This is a genomic window from Blastococcus sp. URHD0036, from assembly GCF_000701365.1.
In the GTDB taxonomy this organism is placed as follows: domain Bacteria; phylum Actinomycetota; class Actinomycetes; order Mycobacteriales; family Geodermatophilaceae; genus Trujillonella.
This window is the reverse complement of the sequence record NZ_JNIK01000006.1, coordinates 48,876-66,948: the sequence shown is the minus strand read 5'-3', so window position 1 is coordinate 66,948 and position 18,073 is coordinate 48,876. Positions and strand designations below refer to the sequence as shown.

Here is an 18,073-nt window from a genome sequence, read left to right as displayed (position 1 = left end):
TGATGCCCCGGTGACGGACGACACGCTCCGCCGGAGCCTGTTCGCGGCCGGGGGGGACCTCGGCGAGGCGATGGCCGCGCGCGACTGGGCCAGCACGCCGCTCGGACCGCCGGAGACCTGGCCGGCGTCGCTGCGGAACACCGTCCGGATCCTGCTGACGTCCCGGTTCGCCATGTGGGCCGGCTGGGGCCCGGAACTGGCCTTCCTCTACAACGACGCCTACCGGCGGGACACCCTGCAGGCCAAGCACCCGTGGGCGCTGGGGCGACCTGCGGCCGAGGTGTGGGCCGAGATCTGGGACGACATCGGCCCGCGCGTCCGCTCGGTGCTCGACACCGGTGTGGCCACCTGGGACGAGGACCTCCTGCTGTTCCTCGAGCGCAGCGGCTTCCCCGAGGAGACGTACCACACGTTCTCCTACAGCCCCCTGGGCGGCGACGACGGCCGCACCGAGGGCCTGCTGTGCGTGGTCACCGAGACCACCGACCAGGTCATCGGCGAACGCCGGATGGCCACCCTGCGGGACCTCTCGGCCGCTCTGGCGCCGGCCCGGACCCGCGAGCAGGTCCTCGCGGCCGCCGGCGCCCAGCTGCTCGGCAACCTCGCCGACCTGCCCTTCAGCGCCGTCTACCTCTACGACGAGGACGGGACTGCCCGGGTCCGGGCCACCGCCGGGATCGACGCGGACCAGGGCGTGCTGCCGGCCGTGATCGGCGCCGACGACCCCCGCCGCGCGCGCCTGCGGAGCGAGCTGCGCGCGGGGGATCCGGTCGTGGTCGAGGGCCTCGCCGAGCGGCTCCCCGACCTGCCGACCGGGGCCTGGACGCGACCGGTGGAGCGGGCGGTCGTCGTCCCCCTCACCTCGACGGGGCAGGGGCCGCAGGACCTGGCCGGCTTCCTCGTCGTCGGGCTCAACCCGCACCGGCCCCACGACGAGAGCTACGCCGGGTTCCTCGGGCTGGTCGGGCACCAGATCTCCTCGGCACTGGTCAACGCCGACAGCTACGAGGCCGAGCGCGAGCGGGCCGAGGCGCTGGCCGAGCTGGACCGGGCGAAGACCGACTTCTTCAGCAACGTGAGCCACGAGTTCCGCACGCCGCTCACCCTGATCATGGGGCCGCTCGCGGACCTGCGCGCCGCCGAGGACCTGTCCACCGCGCGGGTGCGCGAGGAGCTCGAGGTCGTCGAGCGCAACGCGCTGCGGCTGGGCAAGCTCGTCAACACCCTGCTGGAGTTCTCCCGCCTGCAGGCCGGCCGCATCGACGCGCGCTTCGAGCCGGTGGACCTCGCCGCGGCCACCGCGGAGCTGGCCAGCGTGTTCCGCTCCGCCGTCGCCCGGGCCGGCCTGGCCTACGACGTGGACTGCGCGCCGCTGCCCGAGGCCGTGCACGTCGACCGCGACATGTGGGAGAAGGTCGTCCTCAACCTGCTCTCCAACGCGCTGAAGCACACCTTCGAGGGCGGCATCACGGTGCGGCTGCGCCCCGGGCCCGGGAGCGCCGTCCTCACCGTCACCGACAGCGGGATCGGCATCCCGGCCGCGGAGCTGCCCCGCCTCTTCGAGCGCTTCACCCGCGTCGCCGGCGCCCGCTCGCGCTCCGGCGAGGGCAGCGGCATCGGGCTGGCCATGGTCAAGGAGCTCGTCGGCCTGCACGGCGGGACGGTGACCGCCGAGAGCGCCCCCGGAGCGGGGACGACGTTCACGGTGACGGTGCCGCTCGGGACCGCGCACCTCCCCGAGGACCGGCTCGCGCCGCCCACCCCCGACGCGCCGGCGGTGTCGCGGGCGGCCACGCCGTTCGTCGCCGAGGCGCTGCGCTGGCTGCCCGCCGCGGACACCGGCGAGCGGGCCGGCGATCCCGCGGCGGACGACGCCCCCGCGGCCGCTCCGGCCGGTCGCGTGCTGGTCGCCGACGACAACGCCGACATGCGGGACTACCTGGTGCGGCTCCTCGCGCCGCGGTACGCGGTCACCGCCGTCGCCGACGGGCAGGAGGCGCTCGACGCCGCCCGCGCCGCCCCGCCGGACCTGGTCGTCAGCGACGTGATGATGCCGCGGCTCGACGGGATGGCGCTGCTGGCCGAGCTGCGGGGCGATCCGCGCACCTCCCGGGTGCCGGTGCTGCTGCTGTCCGCCCGCGCCGGCGAGGAGGCCGCCGTCGAGGGCCTGGCCGCCGGCGCCGACGACTACCTGGTCAAGCCCTTCGCCGCCCAGGAGCTGCTGGCGCGGGTCGGCGCGCACGTGCACCTGGGGCGGGCGCGGCGGGAGGCCGAGGAGCGCTTCACCGCCATCGCCGACCTCGCGCCGGCCCTCATCTGGGTCTCCGACCGCGACGGCCGCCGGGTGCTGGTCAACGCCGGCTGGACCGCCTTCACCGGCCGTGACGCCGGCGCCGAGCTCGACGAGGGCTGGCGGGACGGGATCCACCCCGACGACCGCGACCGGCACCGGCAGGCCGTGGCCGAGGCCATCGCCGCCGAGCGGGGCTGGGAGGTGGAGTTCCGGCTCCGCCGGGCCGACGGCGCCTACGCGTGGCTGTTGGAACGGGCCGTCCCGATCGGGGTGGGACGGGCCGCCGCCGGATACGTCGGCGTCTGCACCGACATCAGCGTCCGGCACCGCGAGGCCGAGCGCCTGGCGCTGCTGGCGCAGGTCGGCGAGGCCCTCGAGCGGGAGCGCTCGGTGGACGGTCAGCTCGCCGCGCTCTGCCGCCTGCTCGTCGACCGCCGGATCGCCGACGTGTGCACCGCCCGGGTGACCGGCGAGGACGGCCGGCTGCGGTTCGCGGGCATCGCCGCGCTCGATCGCGAGTCGGAGGCGGCCGTCGCGAGCACGCCTCCGGACGTCGGCATCGGCCCGGAGGCGGTGCGCACCGGGCGGACGGTCACCACGGACCGGGTGGCCTGGCCGCCGGCGGACCGCACCGACCTCGGCGCGACGTTGACGGTCGGCTCCGGCATGGCCGTGCCGCTCTCGGTCGGCGGGCGCGTCCTGGCCGTCCTCGGCATGGCGCGGCTCGCGGACTCCCTGCCCTTCGGCGAGGACGACCGGGCGCTGGTCGAGGAGGTCGCCGCCCGCGCTGCCCTCGCCGTGGACAACGTGCTCCTCCTGGCCGAGGAGCGCGCCACCGCCCGCCGGCTGGCGGTGCTCCAGCAGGTGACCGCGGAGCTGTCGGCCGCGACGACGCCGGTGGAGGTGGCCGAGGTGGCCGCCCACACCCTCAACGGCCTCACCCCCGACGGCGGCCGGGTCGGCGTCTACGAGGTCGACCCGGCGCAGCGCGCACTCGTCGCCCTGACCATGAGCGGGAGCGCCGACGACGTCGAGCGGGCCCCGTGGCGGGTCGTCCCGCTGACCGCCCCGCTGGCGCTGGCCACTGCGGTGACCTCCGGCCGTCCCCAGTGGGTCGAGACGGCGGACGAGCGGCTGGCGCAGCGTGCGGGGCTGACCGGCGGCCAGGTCCGGAGCATCGTCGCCGCGCCCCTGGCCGCGGCCGCGGCGGTTCCGCTGAGCGTCGGGGGGCGGGTGCTGGGCGTGCTGGGCATCGCGTACCGCGGCCCGCACTCGTTCCCCGAGAGCGAGCGGGGTCTGCTGCTGGCGGTGGCGGAGCAGATCGGACTCGCCCTCGACCGCGCCCGGCTGTACCGCGCCGAGCTCGACATCGCCACGACGCTGCAGCGCAGCCTCCTGCCCGCCGCGCTCCCGCAGCTGGCCGGGCTCGCCCTCGCCGCCGAGTACCTGCCCGGCGCGGTGGGCAGCTCGGCCGGCGGCGACTGGTACGACGTCGTGGAGCTCGACGAGGACCGGGTCGCCATCGCCGTCGGCGACGTCGTCGGCCAGGGCCCGGCCGCGGCCGCCGTCATGGGGCAGCTGCGCAGCGCCCTGTCGGCCGCGCTGATGCAGGGATGCGCGCCGGCCGAGGCCCTCGAGCTGCTCGACCGGTTCGCCGCCCGGCTCCCCGGTGCCCTCGCCTCCAGCGCCGCCTGCCTCGTCGTCGACCGCACGGCCGGCCGGGTGCGCTGGGCCCGCGCCGGGCACCCGCCGCCGCTGCTGGTCACCGGCGAGGGGGTGACCCTGCTGGACGGCGCGGGCTCCGGTGCCGTCCTCGGGGTGCCGGACCGGCCGCCCTACTCGGAGGGGACGGCGGCGGTCGCACCCGGGACGACGCTGGTCCTCTACACCGACGGCCTCGTGGAACGGCGGGACGAGGCCCTCGACGCCGGTCTGGCGCGGATCACCGCGGCGGCGGAGCGGCACGCGGCTGCCGAACCGGGGAGGCTGGTCCGGCACCTGCTCGCCGACGTCCTGGCCGACAACGACCGGCCCGACGACGTCGCCGTCATCGCCGCCCGCGTCGTCCCCCCGCCACTGGCCGAGCGGCTGCCGGCCGATCCGGCGCGGCTGAGCCGGATCCGCCGCACGGTCTCCGCCTGGACCCTGGCCGCCGGCCTGCCCGCCGACAGCGTCGACGACCTGCAGCTGGCCCTGGGCGAGGCACTCGCCAACGCCGTCGAGCACGCCTACGCGGGTTCCGGGCACGCCGGCGAGGCCGAGTACTCCCTGGAACGGGACGCGGACGGTTCGGTCCGCGTGCGCGTCCGGGACAACGGGACGTGGCGTCCGCCGCCGGCCGACAAGGGCTTCCGCGGCCGGGGCATCGAGCTCATCCGGGCGCTCGCCGAGGACGTCGGCATCGGGCCGGCCCCGGGCGGCGGTACCGAGGCCGTCTTCCGGGTCGTCCCCCCGCCGGCCGGCGAGGCGTCGACGGACCCGTCCGCCGATGTCCCGGCGGCCGACGACGGGGAGGCGGCGCTGGCGGTGCGCTCCGGGCCGGCGGGGCCGGTGCTCGTGCTCTCCGGCGAGCTGGACCTCGCCGCGGTGAGCCGGCTGCGCGACGACGTCCTCGCCGCTGCGACGCGGGACGGCAGCCCGCACGACGGCGCCGGGACGGTGCTCGACCTGCGCGCGGTCAGCTATCTGGCGAGCGCCGGCGTGGGGCTGCTGCTGGAGACCGCGGCTGCCGTCCGCCGGGCGGGGAGCCGGCTCCGCCTGGACACCGTCCCGGGCAGCGCCCCCGACCGGGTGCTGCGGATGTCGGGACTGCCGGCGGACCTGGCGGGAGGCGGCTCCTGACGCCGGTGCCTCCCCCGGACGGGTGGGCGAGGGGCGTGTCCGGTTTCGCGGGGGACGGCACCGGGCAGACGGCAACCCGGACCTCCTGCCGCCTGCGCCGGTCCGGTGTCGCACAATTCTCTCCGGTCGGCCGGCCCACCCGGCCCTGCAGGTGTCGAGGAACAGGTGAGAGCAACGGCTGAGGACGGCGCCGCGCACGCCCCGTCCCCGGCGCGCGGCTGGGCCGGCTCCGCGGCGGGACTGGGGCACGCCGCCGTCCTCTACGAGTCGCCCGACGTGCTGCTCGCCGCCACCACGCCCTTCATCGAGGAGGGGCTGCGCGCCGGGGACCTGGTCGTCCTGGCCGCCACCCCCGAGCTGGCGAAGGTGATCACCGGGCCTCTGGGTGAGCGGGCGGGCTCGATCGAGAGCGACACCCGCATCTGCCTCCAGGACACCCGGGTGCCGGACGCCTTCATCGCCCTGCGCGAGGCGCTGCGCCGGGCCGAGGGGCGCGGTTCCGGGCGGCTTCGGCTGATCGGCCAGGGGTTGTGCGACGACATCCCGGGCGGGGCGCGGGAGTGGCTGCGGTACGAGATCGCCGGGAGCGCACTCCTCGCGGGTGCCCCGATGTCGGTGCTCTGCGCCCTGGACACCACCGTGCTCGGGGAACGGTTGGTCGCTCAGGCCGTCGCCGCGCACCCGCAGCTGTCGACCGCCGACGGGACCGTGGACAACCGGAGCTTCCGTGAGCCCGGGTCCTACCTGCGCTCGCTGCCGGTGCCGCGGGAGCCGGTGGAGGACCTGGCTCCCCTGCTCGCGGTCGACGGCGCGACGGTGCTCGCCGAGCTGCGCGGCCGGCTCCGGGCCGGGCTCGGCGCGGCGGTGCCCGACGCCGATCAGCGCGAGGACCTCCTGCTGGCCGTCGCCGAGGTCATGGCGAACGCGTTCCGGCACGGTCGCCCGCCGGTCTCGGCGCGGCTGTGGAGCGACGGCCGGCGGCTGGTGTGCACGGTGAGCGACTCCGGACGCGGCTACGACGACCCGCTGGCCGGGTTGCAGCCCGCGCACGGCGAGGACCTGGCCCACGGCGGCATGGGCCTGTGGCTGGCCCGCAAGCTCTGGGACTCCGTCGACCTGCTGTCGGCGGGGCCGGGGCTGACCGTCCGGCTGAGCACCGAGCTCGTCCGCGCGCCCCGCTCCTGAGCGAGGGCCGGGGCGCCGCGCCGAGGAGCCCGCGGAGTTGACCTCGGCGGTACCTCACTGCTCAGCTACTCCCGTGATCGTGGTGACGGCGGCCGGCGGGCAGACGGGCAGGGCCGTCGTCCGGGCGCTGCGGTCGCGCGACCTCCCGGTGCGCGCCGTGGTGGGTCACCGCGGGCCCCGGCCGGAGCTGGTGGAGCTGGGTGCCGAGGTCGTGGTGGCCGAGCTGACCCAGCCGCTGGCCTGGAGCCGCGTCCTCGCCGGCGCGGACGCCTTCTACCTGATCTGGCCGAACTTCGACCCGGACGAGGCCGAGGGGGCGGCTGCGCTGTTCGGGGAGGCGCGGCGGGCGGGCGTCGGCCGCGTCGTCTACCACTCGGTGCTGCGCCCGCAGGCCCACTCGATGCCGCACCACACGGCGAAGGACCGGGCCCAGGAGGCCCTCGACCGGGCCGGCGTCACCTGGCGGGTGCTGCAGCCCTGCGCCTACGCGCAGAACCTGGACGAGGAGGTGCGCCGGGCCGGCGAGACGGGCGTGCTGCGCAGCTTCTGGGGGTTGCGGACGGCGCAGTCGCTGATCGACCTGGCCGACGTCGCCGAGGCCGCGGCCGTGCTCCTGACCGAGGACGGGCTGGACGGCGGCACCTTCGAGGTCGCCGGTCCCGAGGCGCTCACCGCTCCTCGGCTGGCCGAGCTGATGGGGGAGGCGCTGGGGCGCGAGGTCGTCGCTGACGACGTCGTCCCCGCCGGGGACGTGCCGGTCTCCTACCGGGCGCGATGCCGCCGGCTGATGCTCGACCACTACCGCGCGCACGGGTTCGTCGGCAGCCCCCGGGTGGCGACGGCGCTGCTCGGGCGACCCCCGCGTCCCTACGCCGAGCACCTCGCCGACCTGCTGGCCGCTGCATGATCAGGGCATGAGCGAGCCGGCCGACTCCGTCGACCTGATCCTCGAGCAGTGGGCCCGGGAGCGGCCCGACCTCGACTGCTCGCCGATGGGGATCGTCGGCCGGATCACCCAGCTGCAGCGGGAGGTGCACCTGGCGCAGCGCGCCACGTTCGCCCGCCACGACCTGGACGCGCCCGCCTTCGACGTCCTGGCGGCCCTGCGCCGGGCCGGGCCGCCCCACCAGCTCACCCCCACCGACCTCATGCGGACGGCGCTGGTGACTTCCGGGGCGATCACCCAGCGGCTGGACCGGCTCGAGGAGCGCGGGCTGATCACCCGGACCCGCAGCGAGTCCGACGGGCGGGGCGTCGTCGTCACGCTCACCGACGCCGGGCGGGCGGCGCTCGACGCGGCCCTGCCCGACCACCTGGAGACCGAGCGGCGGTTGCTGGCCGGGCTGTCGGAGGCCGAGCGGGAGCAGTTGGCCGACCTGCTCCGCCGCTTCCTGGTCACGCTGGGCCGGCTGCCCCAACGCCCGTGACGAGCGGGGCCCGGAGGGTCAGTCGATCGGGTCGACGTCGTCGGGCCGCAGGTCCGGGCGGGTGCGGACGAAGCGCAGCGGGTGCCGGAAGACGCCGGCCTGCAGCGCGGCGTCCGCGCTGACCTCGACGACGACGTCGGGACGCACCCGGGTCAGGGGCACGCTGAGCCGGCCACCGCCGAAGCGTCCGGTGCCGATCCGGTCCGGCCACGGGTGCTCGTCCCCCGCGGGCGCGAGGACGGCCGCCAGCTCCTCGGCCGCGGCCGGCGTGAGCGGGCTGGTCCGGCCGACCACGACCAGCTCGCCGTCGCGGTAGCGCCCGGCCACGAGCTGGCTCGGCCGGTCGAGGGAGCCGATGATCCCACCGGCGATCACCTCGGTGGTCTCCCAGGACTTGACCTTGACCCACTCCCGGCGGCCCGGCGCGTACCGGGTCCCGGCGCCCTTGGCGACCAGCCCCTCGACCCCGGCCACCCGGAAGTCGCGGGACCACTGGGCCGCCTCCTCCGGGTCCGCCGTCATCGGGGAGAGCTGCAGCGGCGGGGCCCAGCGGGCGGCCAGCCGCTCCAGCTCGGCACGACGGGAGCGCAGGGTGCGCCGGCGCAGGTCGGTGCCGCCGGCGGCGAGCAGGTCGAACGCGACGTAGGACGCCGGGGCGGCCGCGACCTGGGCGGCGATCCGGCCGGGGGCGGTCACCATGCGCTTCTGCAGCAGGCCGAAGTCCAGCCGGTCGTCGTGCCAGATCACCACCTCGCCGTCGACGACGCTGCCGGCCGGGAGCTGGGCGAGTGCCGCCGCGGCGACGTCGGGGAAGCGGTCGGTGAGGTCGCGCCCCTGCTTGGACCACAGGCGGGTGGTGCGCGCCGTCCGCACGACGACCAGCCGGTAGCCGTCCCACTTCGGCTCGTAGAGGCAGCCGCCGGGCAGTCCGTTCGGCGGCGGCAGCGCGCGGGCGGGCTTGGCCAGCTGCACCGCCACCGGACCGGCCAGGTCCGCCGGCAGGTCCGGCAAGCCGGGGGCGGTCAGGGGCACGACGGCCAGCCTGGGGGCTCCCCGGACGCGTCGCAGTCTCCCGGCGGACGGGATCACCCGTTCGGTGGAGGGTCGCCACGCTCCGCGTCGCCGCCGCTCAGCGGCACGAGCGCCGGCCGGGAGTCAAGTCACGATCGGGTCGCGCCGGATCCCGTTCGCCGGTCGGCCGGGTCGATCAGCCGAGCCGGCCGGTGTGCCGCTCGTAGCGGTCGGCCGAGTGCCCGTCCAGGCCGGTGATCTCCACCCGCTTGCCGCGGGCGGCGTACCGGGTGGTGATCGCGTCGAGGGTCGCCACGGTGGACGCGTCCCACACCGAGGCCCCGGACAGGTCGACGACGACGCGGTCGGGATCGCCGGCGGAGTCGAACTGCTCCACGAGGTCGTTGCTGGAGGCGAAGAAGAGCGCTCCGGTGACGGTGTACACGCGGGTGCCGTCGTCCGCGGTGCGGCCGGTGACCCGTACCAGGTGGGCCACCCGGCGGGCGAAGAGCACGCAGGCGACGAGGACGCCGACGGCGACGCCGATGGCGAGGTTGTGCGTCCACACGACGACGGCGACGGTGGAGACCATCACCGCGGTCTCGCTCCACGGCATCGACGGCAGCGTGCGCAGGCTGTGCCAGTCGAAGGTCACGAACGACACGAAGACCATCACCGCGACGAGGGCGGCCATCGGGATGACCGCGACGACGTCCCCGAGCGCGACGACCAGCACCAGCAGGAAGACGCCGGCGAGGAAGGTCGAGAGCCGGGTGCGGCCGCCCGACCGCACGTTGATCATCGTCTGGCCGATCATCGCGCAGCCGCCCATGCCGCCGAAGAACCCGGTGACGATGTTGGCCACGCCCTGGCCCCACGACTCCCGCGTCTTGTCCGAGCGGGTGTCGGTGAGGTCGTCGACCAGCTTCGCCGTCAGCAGCGACTCCATCAGACCGACGAAGGCGATGGCCAGCGCGTAGGGCGCGACGATGGTCAGCGTCTCCCAGGTCAGCGGCACGGAGGGGAGCACGAGCGACGGGAGGCTGTCGGGCAGGGCGCCCTCGTCGCCGACGTCGGGCACCGACCAGCCGGCCAGCACGGTGACGCCGGTGAGCACGATGGTGGCGACCAGCGGGGCCGGGACGGCGGTGGTCAGCCGCGGCAGGCCGACCATGACGGCCAGGCCGGCGGCGACCATCGGGTAGACCAGCCACGGGACGCCGATGAGGTGCGGCACCTGCGCGCTGAAGATGAGGATCGCCAGCGCGTTGAGGAAGCCCACCATGACGCTGCGCGGGACGAACCGCATGAGCCGCGCGATGCCCGCCGCCGCGAGCAGGACCTGGCACGCCCCGCCCAGGATCACCGCGGCGACCAGGTACTCGACGCCGTGGTCGGCCACCAGCGGCGCGACCACGAGGGCGGTGGCTCCCGCCGCGGCGCTGACCATCGCCGGCCGGCCGCCGGTGAACGCGATGACGACGGCCATCGTGAACGACGTGAACAGGCCCACCCGGGGGTCGACGCCGGCCAGGATGGAGAAGCTGATGACCTCGGGGATCAGCGCCAGGGCGGTCACCAGGCCGGCGAGGACCTCGGTGCGGGCGACCCGCGGAGCCAGCCACGCGGGGCGGGTCGGACGCAGATCGGCGAGCGCAGGCGGCACGTGGCCCCATCCTGCCCGGGCCCCCGCCCCCGCGGGTGGAGGCGGATGCGAGATCCGTCACGGGCGCACACCGGAATGCCGAGCGGACGGCAGAGTTGAGAGTTCAACGAAACGTCTCGTCGTCCTTGGAGCGCACCGTGTCCCGTCCCGTCCTGCAGGTGGTCGCCGCCAGCACCCGTCCCGGCCGCAAGGGCATCGCGATCGCCCGGTGGGTGCAGCAGCTGGCCGAGGCGCACGGCGGTTTCGACGTCGAGCTCGTCGATCTGGCCGAGGTGGGCCTGCCGCTGCTCGACGAGCCCAACCACCCGCGCCTGGGGCAGTACGTGCACCAGGCCACCCGCGACTGGAGCGCCACGGTCTCCCGCGGCGACGCGTTCGTGTTCGTGACGCCGGAGTACAACCACTCCTTCCCGGCCTCGCTGAAGAACGCGCTGGACCACCTGCACGGCGAGTGGGCCGACAAGGCCGCGGGCCTGGTCTCCTACGGCGGTGTCTCCGCGGGTCTGCGCGCCGCGACCGCGCTCAAGCCCGTCCTTGCGGCGCTCCGGCTGCACACGGTGCCCGAGGCGGTCTCGATCCCGTTCTTCCCCCAGTTCCTCGACGAGGACGAGGTCTTCGTCGCCAACGCCGAGCTCGAGGCCGGTGGCAAGGCGATGCTGGACGAGCTGCTGCGGGTGACCGGCGCCCTGAGCACCCTCCGCGCCGCCTGACCGCGGAGGAGATCCGTCGGCGTCACGCCGACGGATCTCCTCCGGTGCGATCGAGGAGGAGCAGCGAGTACGCCGCGAGCGACGGGGCGTCGGTGAACCGGCCGGTGCGCACCATCTCGCGCAGCTCGGCCTCGGTCACGAACGCCTGCTGCATGTCCGCCTCGCTCGCCTCCCGCGCGGTGGGCCCCGGCGTCAGGTCGGTCGCCAGCCAGACGTCGAACTCCTGGGTGGACAGCCCGGAGGAGAGGTCCAGGTGGCCGAGGTGGCGCAGCGCGCCGGCGCGGAAGCCGGTCTCCTCGGCGAGCTCGGCGCGGGCCAGCTCCTCCGCTGTCCCGCCGGCGCCGTGCGGCCAGCCGCCCTGCGGGAACTCCCACGCCCGACGGCCGATGGGGTACCGGAACTGCTCGACCAGCCAGAACCCGTCGCGTTCCGCGGGCAGCACGAGGGCGAAGTCCGGCTTCTCGACGACGCCGTAGACGCTGCTGGAGCCGTCGGCGAGTTCGATCGCGTCCTCCCGCACCCGGATCCACGGGTTGCGGTACACCTCCCGGCTGCTGGTCGTCCGCACGTGCCCGACCCTCTCAGACCGGGGACCATGGGGAGCGATGACCGACCGGAAACCCACCGGGGTCTCCTTCGAGACCTGGGTGGAGCAGCAGATCAGGCAGGCCCAGGAGCGCGGCGCGTTCTCGGGCCTGCCGAGCTCGGGGAAGCCGCTGCAGATCGACCCCGAGCAGACCGCCTACGACTGGGCGCTGGCCAAGGCCCGCCGCGAGGGCGTGCAGACGGCGGACATGCTGCCGCCGGGGCTGCGGCTGCGCCGCGAGCGCGACGAGCTGCCGGAGCGGGTGCTGCGCCTGGCGAGCGAGGACGCCGTCCGCGCGCTCGCGGAGGACTACAACGCGCGGGTGGAGGCCTTCTGGCGGCGGCCGCAGGAGAGCCGCTGGGCGCCGGTCCCGGGCCTGGCCGACGTCGAGGCGCTCGTCGGCCACTGGACGGCGACCCGGCCCCCGCCCCCGGCCGCCGAGCCACCGCCCGAGCCGCGGCGTCGCCGGTGGTGGCGCCGCGGCTGACAGCTGCCGTTGCGCCGCGGGCGAACGCCGGGGTCGTCGTCGCCGGGCGGGGTAGGTCCTGAGGGTCCGTCACCGACGAGAGGACCGTCATGTCCGAGGTACCAGGCACCGACCGCGACCAGGCCCGGGAGAACGTCAAGGAGCAGACGCCGACCGCGCCGGAGGACGTCGAGGACGCTCCCGACGCGGGCGAGGGCACGACGGGCGACGAGGCCAAGCCCACGCCCGGTCCCACCGAGCCCCTCGGCTGAGCGGGACCCGGCCGGCCCTCCGCGGAGGACCAGCCGGGCGTTCCTCGGGCTGTGCCGTTCAAGTCGGGACCCGGTCCAGGAAGCCCAGGACGGTGCGGATCCGCCCGTCGGCGTCGACGACCGCGACGTCGGACCCGACGATGGGCGCCTCCTGCCCGGCCGGGCCGAGGTGCCATGTGAAGCGCATCTGGTCGTGGTGGGCGTCGGCCGGCCCGGCGAGCGTGAAGACGAAGCCGGGGAACTGCGCCTGGACGGCGGCGATGGTCGCCTCGATGGCCTCCCGGCCCTGGGCGTCGGCCAGCGGGTCGGTGTAGCGGGCGTCGGCGGCGAACACCTCGGCCACGGCCGCGCGGCGGGCCGCGGGGTCGGTCGCGTTCCAGGCGGCGAGGTAGCGCTCGGCGTGGTCGGGGGTGGCGGTCATGTCGTTCTCCGTTCGTCGGGGTGGTCCTGCCGAGGACGACGGTTGCCGCCCGGGGGAACGGTGTCGATTACCTCGCGGGTAAGCGACGCGACGCCGGGTCGTCGCTAGCGTCCGCGGCGTGACCACCGCCGTCCGCCCACCCGTCGGGGACCTGCTGCGCGACTGGCGCCGGCGCCGCCGGCTGTCCCAGCTCGACCTGGCCAGCGAGGCGGGTGTCTCGACGCGGCACCTGAGCTTCGTCGAGACCGGGCGGGCGCGGCCCAGCCGGGAGATGGTGCTGCACCTCGCCGACCGGCTCGAGGTGCCGCTGCGGGAGCGGAACGTGCTCCTGCTGGCCGCCGGTTTCGCGCCGGCCTACGGCTCCCGCGGGTTGGACCACCCCGACATGGCCGCGGTCAGCCGGGCCCTGGACCTCGTGCTGACCGCCTACGAGCCCTATCCCGCGCTCGTGGTCGACCGCTCGTGGGAGCTGGTGACGGCGAACCGGACGGTCGCTCTGCTGACCGAGGGCGCCGCCGCCCACCTGCTGGAGCCGCCGGTCAACGTGCTGCGGCTGAGCCTGCACCCGGACGGCCTGGCGCCCCGGATCGCCAACCTGCCCCAGTGGCGGGGGCACGTGCTGCACCGGCTCGACCGCGAGGCCCACCTCACCGGCGACCCGGCGCTGGCCGCGTTGCACCGCGAGCTCGCCGCGATGCCGGGCGGAACGGACCGGACGACGCCCGACGGCATCGTCGTCCCGCTGCGGCTGCGCACCGACCGGGGGCTGCTCTCGTTCGTCAGCACGGTGACGACGTTCGGCACCGCCGTCGACGTCACCGCCGCCGAGCTCAGCGTCGAGGCGTTCCTGCCGGCCGACACCGCGACGGCCGAGGCGCTGCGTCGGGCGGGTTAGTCCTCGCCGTCCTCCTCGGCCTGCTCCGCCTCCAGCTCACGGGTGGCCATGCCGCCGTGCCCACCCTCGTCGTGCTGGCCGGGGCGCAGGTTGTTGCCGCCGGTCTCGTTCTCCTCGCGCGGCTCGCTCATGCGCCCAGCCTGCCCTCTCCGGGACGCGCCCGCCGGGTGTCCTCCGGCTCGCTCGTGCTCTGCCCACCCTCCGTGGGCAGAGCACGGGGAATCACCGTGCCCTGCCCATGGGGGCGGGGCAGAGCACGACCGTGCGGGGAGGAGGTGTCAGAGGACGTCGAACTCGTTGAACGCGGCCCCGCCGGACAGCGTCGCGTAGCCGGGTCCGCGGTCGAAGAACGGCTCCTCGCCGGTCCGGGCCGCCCGGAGCTCGTCGCGCAGCGCCGCCGTCGCCACCTCGTCGGCCTCTCCGGAGTCGAGCACCACGACGCCGTAGTCCGCCCGCGCGCCGGCCACCGAGACCTTGCGCCAGGCGATGTCGCGCAGGACGTCGGCGACCGGCCGGTCCAGCGGGTCGCCCCAGCCGCCGCCGCCCGTGGTCCGGATCCGGACGACGGTGCCCGCGGGCAGCGGCTCGGCGTCGGCGAGCGCGTCGACCTCGTGCTCGCCGGGTCCGCCGGGGTCGACGGTGATCGAGAACGGCCGTCCCGCCTTGCCGCCCTTCACGCCCCAGCAGGCGAGGATCGAGCGGTCGGCGATCGACATGAAGTGCGCGTCCCGCAGCACCCGGATGTCCTTCTCGTACCCGCAGCCGCCGCGGTACCGGCCCGGCCCGCCCGAGTCGACGGCCAGCCCGAGCCGCTCGACCCGCAGCGGGAACCGCGACTCGGTGAACTCGGTCGGCAGGTTCCGCGAGTCCGGGACGACGTGGATGGTGTCCTCGCCGTCGGCGTAGTACCGCCCGCCCGAGCCGCCGCCGAGCACCTCGCGCATGAGGTAGGGCTGGCCGTCGGCGTCGGTGCCGTAGACGCCGGTGTAGCGGATCGTCTCCTGGTCGGCGGGCATCCGGCCGCCGGTGGCCTTGGCGAGCACGCCGGCCAGCACGCCGAGCAGTCGCAGGATCACGAAGGTCCGGGCGTTGGTCGGCGCCGGGAAGACCGGCGTCAGCAGCGTGCCCTTCTCCGGGAAGCGCATCTCGATCAGCGGGACGACGCCCTCGTTGACGTCGAGCTGCGCCATCCGCTCGGGCGTCGCGGCGAGGTTGCGCAGGATCGGGGCCAGCCACTTCTTGAGGAAGTTGCCGTCGGCGTAGTCCCCGCAGTGGTTGATCGGTCCCTTGGCCTGCGGGCCGGTGCCGGTGAAGTCGATGACCAGGGGCACCGGTGCCGTCGAGTCCATCGTGAGCGTGATCCGCTGGCGGTGGAGCTGGGGCTCCTCGACGCCGTCGTGCTCGGCGTAGTCCTCCCACACGTAGGTGCCGTCGGGGATCTGGCTCAGGATCTCCCGCCGGTAGACCTCGGTGGAGTTGGCGAGGATCGCCTCGAAGCAGGCCTGCACCGCGGCGACGCCGTACCGGTCGAACAGCTCACCCAGCCGCCGCGCGCCGGCCAGGCAGGCCGAGCACTCGGCGTCGAGGTCGGCGGCCAGCGAGTCGGGCATCCGCGAGTTGCGCGTCATGATCTTCAGCGCGCTCTCGTTGGGCACGCCGCGGTCCCACAGCTTGATCGGCGGGACCATCAGGCCCTCCTCGAACACCGAGGTGGCCGCCGAGGGCATGGACCCCGGCACCGCGCCGCCGATGTCGTCGTGGTGCCCGAAGGCCTGCACGAAGGCGACGACCTCGGGTTCCCCCGTCTCCGCGTTCCCCGCGAAGACCGGCACCGTCACGCAGAGGTCGGGCAGGTGGCCGATCCCGCCCTCGGAGAGGTAGACGTCGTTGTGGAAGAAGACGTCACCGACGTTCATCGTCTCGATCGGGTAGTCGCGCACCACCGGGTGCACCAGCGCCGAGTACGAGCGGCCGGTGAGCTTGCGCAGCTGCCGGTCGTGGATGCCGGCCCGGAAGTCGTGCGCGTCCCGGATCATCGGCGACCGCGAGGTGCGCCCGATCGCCGTCTCGACCTCGCGCTCGATCGCCGCGAGGGTCCCGGCGACGATCTCGACGAGGACGGGGTCGGCGTCCACCTTGGTCTCGGAGGGGACTTTCCCGCGCGACGTGCTCATCGGTCGGACTCCCTCGTGAGCAGCAGGTTCCCGTGGGCGTCGACGGTCGCCGCGAAGCCGGGGTGCACCGGCACGGTCGACCCGAACTCCTCGATGATGGCCGGTCCGGCCACCACGTCGCCCGGTGCGAGCCGGATCCGGTCGTAGGTCGGCGTGTCGACCCAGTCGTCGAAGAACACCCGGCGCGAGCCCGTGACGGCCCGGTCCGCCCCACCCGCGGCCGGTGGCAGCTCGACCAGGTCGGGACGGCGGATCGGCCCGATCCCGCTCACCCGGAGGTTGACCCACTCGACGGCCTGGCGGGGATCGGTCGCGAAGTCGTAGCCGTACAGCTGGCGGTGTGCGGCGTGGAAGGCCTGGGCGACGTCGTCGGCGGCGGCCGTGTCGAGGTCGCCGTCCGCCACGGGCACCCGGACCTCGAAGGCCTGGCCGACGTAGCGCAGGTCCGCCGTCCGCTGCATGCGCTGCTCGTCGCGGGCGAAGCCCTCGCCGTCCAGCGCCCCGCGGGCGCGGTCCTCCAGCCCGGCGTAGACCGACCGCACCCGGGAGAGGTCCAGGTCGGCGTGCTTGCTGACCACGGTCTGCACGTAGTCGTTGCGGACGTCGACGGTGAGCAGCCCGAAGGCGCTCACGTTGCCCGGGTTCGGCGGGACGAGGGTGCGCGGGAGGCCGAGCACGTCCATCAGCCGGCAGGCCAGCAGCGAGCCCGAGCCGCCGAACGTGGTGAGGGTGAAGTCCCGGACGTCGAGGCCGCGGGCGACGGTCACCTGGCGCAGCGCGTTGGCCTGGTTCCACGCGGAGATCTCGAGGATGCCGGTGGCGGTGCGCTCCAGGTCCATGTCCAGCGACTCGCCGAGGCGCTGCAGCCCGGCCCGCGCCGCGTCCACCGACAGCGGGATCTCCCCGCCCAGCAGGTGTGGCGGGATCCGGCCGAGCACCACGTGCGCGTCGGTGACGGTGGGCCGATCGCCGCCGGAGGGGTAGCAGATCGGGCCGGGGTCCGCGCCGGCCGACTGCGGTCCCACCTTGAGCGTGCCCTCCGGGGAGAGCCAGGCGATCGAGCCCCCTCCGGCGCCCACGGTGACGACGTCGATCATCGGGATCTTCGAGGGATAGGCGCCGACCGAGCCCTCGGTGGTCAGGGTCGGTTCCCCGTCCACGACCACCGTCACGTCGGTGGAGGTGCCCCCGCCGTCACAGGTCAGCACCCGGTCGAACCCGGCTGCTCCGGCGATCAGCGCCGCGCCGAGCGCCCCGGCAGCGGGACCGGACAGCATCGTGGTGATCGGCTGGTGCACGACCTCCTCGGCCGAGAGCACGCCGCCGTTGCTCTTCATCACGTAGAACGGCACGCCGGGCGCGATCTCGTCGAGCCGGGTGCGGATGTTGGTCACGTAGGCGCCGACCCGGGGCTTGACCGCGGCATCGACCAGCGTGGTCACCGACCGCTCGTACTCGCGGTACTCGCGCAGCACCTCGCTCGACAGCGACACCACCGCGCCGGGCAGCTCCTCCCGGAGCACCGCCAGCATCGCCCGCTCGTGCGCGTCGTCGGCGTAGGAGTGCAGGAAGCAGACGCCGAGGGTGGTGATGCCGGCGTCGCGGAAGAAGCGGGCGGCGGCCACGGCGTCGTCCCGGTCGAAGGGGCGCACCTCCTCGCCGGTCACCGCGAGCCGGCCGCCCACGGTGCGGACCAGGTCGGCCGGCACGATCCGCGGCGGCTTGACCCAGAAGTAGCTGTTGCCGTAGCCGTCGGGCACCGACTGGCGGGCGATCTCCAGCACCGACTCGTAGCCCTCGGTGGTGATGAACCCGATCCGGTCGAGCTTGCCCTCGAGGAGCTGGTTGGTCGCGACCGTCGTCCCGTGGCTGACCGCGGTCACCGACTCCCCGGTGAGGTCCATCAGGTCGAGCACCTTGCGGACGCCGGCCAGGAAGCCCTCGGCGGGGTCGGCCGGCGTCGACGGCGTCTTGGTGGTCGCCGTCCGCCCGGTCTCCTCGTCCACCGCGACGACGTCGGTGAAGGTGCCCCCCGTGTCGATGCCGATGCGGATCCGCCGCGCGGCGGTCGGGACGCTCATGCCGAAACCTTAGGGCTGAGGAATCGCGCCGGGAAGCTGTCGCCG

Annotated in this window: 15 protein-coding genes; 8 read left to right on the top strand and 7 right to left on the bottom strand. The window is 75.3% G+C overall.

Annotated elements, in window-relative coordinates:
- Nucleotides 1-10: 10 nt before the first annotated feature.
- From N555_RS26640 to N555_RS0106060, 4 genes are all read left to right on the top strand, one after another.
- Nucleotides 11-5,134, top strand: coding sequence for a SpoIIE family protein phosphatase (locus N555_RS26640; RefSeq protein WP_051683788.1), 5,124 nt, complete (start codon nucleotides 11-13; stop codon nucleotides 5,132-5,134).
- 165 nt (nucleotides 5,135-5,299) lie between these two features.
- Nucleotides 5,300-6,319, top strand: a complete 1,020-nt coding sequence (locus tag N555_RS0106070) for a sensor histidine kinase (RefSeq protein ID WP_051683787.1) — start codon at nucleotides 5,300-5,302, stop codon at nucleotides 6,317-6,319.
- Between the two features lie 73 nt (nucleotides 6,320-6,392).
- Complete coding sequence (locus tag N555_RS0106065; protein WP_029430600.1) at nucleotides 6,393-7,226, top strand: SDR family oxidoreductase; 834 nt, start codon at nucleotides 6,393-6,395, stop codon at nucleotides 7,224-7,226.
- Between the two features lie 7 nt (nucleotides 7,227-7,233).
- Nucleotides 7,234-7,746: a MarR family winged helix-turn-helix transcriptional regulator gene (locus tag N555_RS0106060; RefSeq protein WP_029430599.1), complete on the top strand. Its 513-nt coding sequence runs from the start codon at nucleotides 7,234-7,236 to the stop codon at nucleotides 7,744-7,746.
- An 18-nt stretch (nucleotides 7,747-7,764) separates the two neighbouring features.
- On the opposite strand, the gene N555_RS0106055 is transcribed toward N555_RS0106060, so the two are convergent.
- Both N555_RS0106055 and N555_RS0106050 read right to left on the bottom strand, forming a co-directional pair.
- The gene (locus N555_RS0106055) at nucleotides 7,765-8,778 is read right to left on the bottom strand and encodes an ATP-dependent DNA ligase (protein ID WP_029430598.1); all 1,014 of its coding nucleotides are present in this window, start codon (nucleotides 8,776-8,778) and stop codon (nucleotides 7,765-7,767) included.
- A gap of 175 nt (nucleotides 8,779-8,953) precedes the next feature.
- Entirely contained in the window at nucleotides 8,954-10,378 is a 1,425-nt protein-coding gene (locus N555_RS0106050) for a SulP family inorganic anion transporter (RefSeq protein WP_369794008.1), read from the bottom strand.
- Nucleotides 10,379-10,560: 182 nt separating this feature from the next.
- Between N555_RS0106050 and N555_RS0106045 the strand changes: the two genes are divergently transcribed.
- Nucleotides 10,561-11,133, top strand: a complete 573-nt coding sequence (locus tag N555_RS0106045; protein WP_029430596.1) for an NADPH-dependent FMN reductase — start codon at nucleotides 10,561-10,563, stop codon at nucleotides 11,131-11,133.
- A 22-nt stretch (nucleotides 11,134-11,155) separates the two neighbouring features.
- On the opposite strand, the gene N555_RS0106040 is transcribed toward N555_RS0106045, so the two are convergent.
- The gene (locus tag N555_RS0106040) at nucleotides 11,156-11,701 is read right to left on the bottom strand and encodes an NUDIX domain-containing protein (protein ID WP_034509058.1); all 546 of its coding nucleotides are present in this window, start codon (nucleotides 11,699-11,701) and stop codon (nucleotides 11,156-11,158) included.
- A 37-nt stretch (nucleotides 11,702-11,738) separates the two neighbouring features.
- Between N555_RS0106040 and N555_RS0106035 the strand changes: the two genes are divergently transcribed.
- Entirely contained in the window at nucleotides 11,739-12,206 is a 468-nt protein-coding gene (locus N555_RS0106035) for a DnaJ family domain-containing protein (protein WP_029430710.1), read from the top strand.
- An 89-nt stretch (nucleotides 12,207-12,295) separates the two neighbouring features.
- Entirely contained in the window at nucleotides 12,296-12,457 is a 162-nt protein-coding gene (locus N555_RS28205; protein WP_197028911.1) for a hypothetical protein, read from the top strand.
- A 58-nt stretch (nucleotides 12,458-12,515) separates the two neighbouring features.
- Here N555_RS28205 and N555_RS0106025 read toward each other — a convergent pair whose 3' ends face one another.
- Entirely contained in the window at nucleotides 12,516-12,878 is a 363-nt protein-coding gene (locus N555_RS0106025; protein ID WP_029430594.1) for a nuclear transport factor 2 family protein, read from the bottom strand.
- A 118-nt stretch (nucleotides 12,879-12,996) separates the two neighbouring features.
- Between N555_RS0106025 and N555_RS0106020 the strand changes: the two genes are divergently transcribed.
- Nucleotides 12,997-13,773 carry a helix-turn-helix transcriptional regulator gene (locus tag N555_RS0106020; RefSeq protein ID WP_029430593.1) on the top strand — a complete coding sequence of 259 codons (777 nt, stop codon included), beginning with the start codon at nucleotides 12,997-12,999 and terminating at the stop codon, nucleotides 13,771-13,773.
- On the opposite strand, the gene N555_RS28930 is transcribed toward N555_RS0106020, so the two are convergent.
- From N555_RS28930 to N555_RS0106005, 3 genes are all read right to left on the bottom strand, one after another.
- Nucleotides 13,770-13,904 carry a hypothetical protein gene (locus N555_RS28930; protein WP_255347339.1) on the bottom strand — a complete coding sequence of 45 codons (135 nt, stop codon included), beginning with the start codon at nucleotides 13,902-13,904 and terminating at the stop codon, nucleotides 13,770-13,772. The two genes, N555_RS0106020 and N555_RS28930, sit on opposite strands and share 4 nt — an antisense overlap.
- Nucleotides 13,905-14,051: 147 nt before the next feature.
- Nucleotides 14,052-15,947 (bottom strand): hydantoinase B/oxoprolinase family protein, encoded by a 1,896-nt coding sequence (locus tag N555_RS0106010; protein WP_034509046.1) that lies wholly within the window; start codon nucleotides 15,945-15,947, stop codon nucleotides 14,052-14,054.
- Nucleotides 15,944-18,028, bottom strand: a complete 2,085-nt coding sequence (locus tag N555_RS0106005) for a hydantoinase/oxoprolinase family protein (protein ID WP_029430591.1) — start codon at nucleotides 18,026-18,028, stop codon at nucleotides 15,944-15,946. Before N555_RS0106005 ends, N555_RS0106010 begins: the two co-directional genes overlap by 4 nt.
- Between the last annotated feature and the right edge of the window lie 45 nt (nucleotides 18,029-18,073).

What these genes read in the sequence shown, in the direction of transcription:
- N555_RS0106060 (WP_029430599.1), top strand. Translation starts at nt 7,234, where the DNA reads ATGAGCGAGCCGGCCGACTCCGTCGACCTGATCCTCGAGCAGTGGGCC.
- N555_RS0106035 (WP_029430710.1), top strand. Translation starts at nt 11,739, where the DNA reads ATGACCGACCGGAAACCCACCGGGGTCTCCTTCGAGACCTGGGTGGAG.
- N555_RS28205 (WP_197028911.1), top strand. Translation starts at nt 12,296, where the DNA reads ATGTCCGAGGTACCAGGCACCGACCGCGACCAGGCCCGGGAGAACGTC.
- N555_RS0106025 (WP_029430594.1), bottom strand. Translation starts at nt 12,878, where the DNA reads ATGACCGCCACCCCCGACCACGCCGAGCGCTACCTCGCCGCCTGGAAC.
- N555_RS28930 (WP_255347339.1), bottom strand. Translation starts at nt 13,904, where the DNA reads ATGAGCGAGCCGCGCGAGGAGAACGAGACCGGCGGCAACAACCTGCGC.
- N555_RS0106010 (WP_034509046.1), bottom strand. Translation starts at nt 15,947, where the DNA reads ATGAGCACGTCGCGCGGGAAAGTCCCCTCCGAGACCAAGGTGGACGCC.
- N555_RS0106005 (WP_029430591.1), bottom strand. Translation starts at nt 18,028, where the DNA reads ATGAGCGTCCCGACCGCCGCGCGGCGGATCCGCATCGGCATCGACACG.